The organism is Streptomyces sp. CBMA29 (assembly GCF_014596445.1).
In the GTDB taxonomy this organism is placed as follows: Bacteria; Actinomycetota; Actinomycetes; order Streptomycetales; family Streptomycetaceae; genus Actinacidiphila.
The window spans coordinates 1-2,878 of sequence record NZ_MECL01000189.1 but is presented as its reverse complement, the minus strand read 5'-3'; the positions used below and the strand labels follow the sequence as shown (position 1 = coordinate 2,878).

The following is a 2,878-nucleotide window of genomic DNA, read 5'->3' as shown; positions in this document are numbered from 1 at the left end:
CCGAACGGCGCCAAGAACGGCGCCGAGAACGCCGCCCCGAAGGGCGCCGCGACCGGCCGTCCGACCGGCGCCCCGAGCGGCAGCCCCTCCGCGTCGCACGCCCCGGCCGCCGCCCAGACCGCCAAGCCCGTCAACCCGGTCGCCTCGGTCCCCGGCTCCCTGCCGTCCGCACCCCACCAGACACGCCGTCCGGCAGCGCCGTTCAGCGGCTTCGTCCGTACCTTCACCGGCCTCGCCTTCGACACCTGCACCGCGCCCAGCGCGAGCAAGATGGCGTCCTGGAAGAGCGGTTCGCCCTACGGCGCCGCCGCGGTCTACATCGGCGGTGCCAACCGCGGCTGCGCACAACCCCAGTTGACGTCCTCGTGGGTGACGACCGTCAGCGGGTCGGGCTGGAAGCTCATCCCGATCTACGTCGGCGCGCAGCCGCCCTGCCAGACCGGCGGCAGCCCCGAACGGCTCACCGCGGCCACCGCGGCCACGCTCGGCGCGCGCGACGGCGCCGACGCGGTGACGAAGGCCGCGGCCCTCGGCATGCGTCCGGCCAGCGCGCTCTACCTCGACATGGAGCCGTACGCCGTCTCCGACACGTCGTGCAACAACGCCGTCCTCACCTACGTCCAGGCGTGGAACCGGGCGCTGCACACCGGCGGTTACCTGGCGGGCTTCTACGGCTTCAGCTCGTCCAGCGCCGCCGCCGTGGCGGCGGCCAAGGCGACCATGGACGACATGCCGGACGCCTTCTGGTACGCCAAGTACGACGGCGTCAACAGCACCACCATCGGCTTCCCGTTCGCCGCGAACCTGTGGACCGGGCACCGCCGCGGCCACCAGTTCCTGGTCAACTCCAAGGAGACCTACGGCGGCGTCACGCTGACCGTGGACCGCGACGCCTGGGACGGCCCGGTCGCCGTCGTCTGACGGCGGGGGCGGTACGGGAGCGGGAGCGCGGGGGCGGGCCCACCGGGTGCGCGGCGGTCCAGCCGCGAGGCGTACGCTCCCGCGAGGGGCGCCGTTTGCGCCGAGTGCTGGAAATCGGCGGGCCCCGGTCCATATCCTCGTAATCCTCGTACGCGATCATCGCTTCAGTACCGCTAGGTCGTTCCCATGCCGGGAGGCACCATGGTCCGCCGCCGCACCGCCGTCTCGATCGCCGCAGCCGCGCTGCTGGCGGCATCGCCCGCCCTCACCGCGTGCGGTTCGGGACCCGCGCACCCGGGGGCCGCGGCGGTGGTCGGGGACCAGAAGATCTCGATCGCCACGCTCCAGCACGAGGTCGACCAGGTCCGCGACGCGCAGAGCAGGTCGCCGCAGGCGGCGCAGCTCATCGGGCAGAGCGGCAAGCTGCCGCAGCAGACGCTGAGCATGCTGGTGCAGAACAAGGTGATCGACAAGGCCGTGTCCGACGCCGGGCTCTCGGTCAGCACCGCTGAGGTGCAGCAGTCGCACGCGCAGGCGTTGCAGCAGTTCGGCGGCGACGAGAGCCAGTTCGAGGCGGCGCTGCTCCAGCAGTACGACATCGTGCCGTCCGGCATCGACACCTTCCTGCGGACCAACATCGCCGTCGGCAAGCTGATCCAGAGCCTCGGCTTCCAGCCCGGCAGCGACAACGGGAACGCGGCGGCCATCGCCGTCATCTCCAAGACCGCGAAGTCGCTCGGCGTGGACGTCAACCCGCGCTACGGCACATGGGACGCCAAGAAGGCGATCGTCGGCGCCACCAACGAGCCGTGGGTCGTGACCAAGACGGCGACCCCGGCGGACCCGAGCGCGTAAGCCGCGAAGCAGCCGCGTAAGCCGCGAAGCAGCCGCGTAAGCCGTGAAGAAGCCGTGAAGCAGCCGCCCGCGGGGCGTGTCGGTGGTCCGGGGTACGTTCGAGGGGTGAACGACGTAGACGACTCGAACGCGTCCGGGCGGCTGGTGCTGCTGACGACCAGCCACCGGGTCGCGCCGGGACAGCTCTCCTGGCCCGCCTGGCGGACGCTGCGCGAGGCCGACCTCGTGGTGTGCGCCGACCCCGGGCATCCGCAGCTCCCGTATCTGCGCGAGGCGGGCGTACGGGTCGAGCTGGCGACGCCCGGCGGGCGCGAGCTGGTGGACGCGACGGCGGGCGGCCGTACGGTCGTCTATCTGCCGCCCGGCGGCGCGGGCGACCCGGCCGTCACCGACGAACTGGCCAGGCTCGGCGGCTCGGGACGGGTCGCCATGCCCGACCTGGAACTGCTGCCCGGCTCGTACGACCTGCCCGGCGCCCGGCTGCTCGACCTCGTCCAGGTGATGGACCGGATCAGGGCCGAGTGCCCGTGGAGCAGCCTGCGGACGCACGAGGACCTGGCGAAGTACGGCATCGAGGAGATGTACGAGCTGGTCGAGGCGATCGAGGAGGGGGACCGCGCGGCGGTGCGCGAGGAACTGGGCGACGTCCTGCTCCAGGTCGTCTTCCACGCGGCCATCGCGGAGGGCGACCCCGAGGAGCCGTTCGGCATCGACGACGTGGCCGGGGGACTGGTGGACAAGCTCGTCCACCGGCACCCGCACATCTTCGGCGACGAGGTCGCCGAGACCCCCGAGCAGGTGCAGGCGAACTGGATCCGCCTCAAGGGCGTCGAGAAGTCCCGCGACTCGGTCACCGACGGCGTGCCCCTCGCCTCCCCGGCCCTCGCCCTGGCCGCCAAGCTCGCGGGCCGCGCCCGCGACGCGGACCTCCCGCTCCCGGACTCCGCCGGCGCCTTCGCCGACGAGGCCGCCCTCGGCGACCACCTCCTCGCCGAGGCCGCCGCCGCCCAGGCCGCGGGACTCGACCCGGAAGCCGCCCTGCGCCACGCGGCCCGCCGCTACCGCGACGCGATCCGCACGGCGGAGCGGACCCGTACGGCCG

At 73.3% G+C, this 2,878-nt stretch carries 3 protein-coding genes; all 3 read left to right on the top strand.

The window, feature by feature from the left end; translation table 11 throughout:
- The coding region (locus tag BGM09_RS24850; protein ID WP_317452885.1) for a glycoside hydrolase domain-containing protein at nt 1-921 on the top strand (921 nt) is incomplete at its 5' end.
- Between the two features lie 186 nt (nt 922-1,107).
- The gene (locus BGM09_RS24845; RefSeq protein ID WP_188283928.1) at nt 1,108-1,776 is read left to right on the top strand and encodes a SurA N-terminal domain-containing protein; all 669 of its coding nucleotides are present in this window, start codon (nt 1,108-1,110) and stop codon (nt 1,774-1,776) included.
- 105 nt (nt 1,777-1,881) lie between these two features.
- A partial coding sequence (locus BGM09_RS24840) for a nucleoside triphosphate pyrophosphohydrolase (RefSeq protein ID WP_188283927.1) occupies nt 1,882-2,878 on the top strand: 997 nt, incomplete at its 3' end.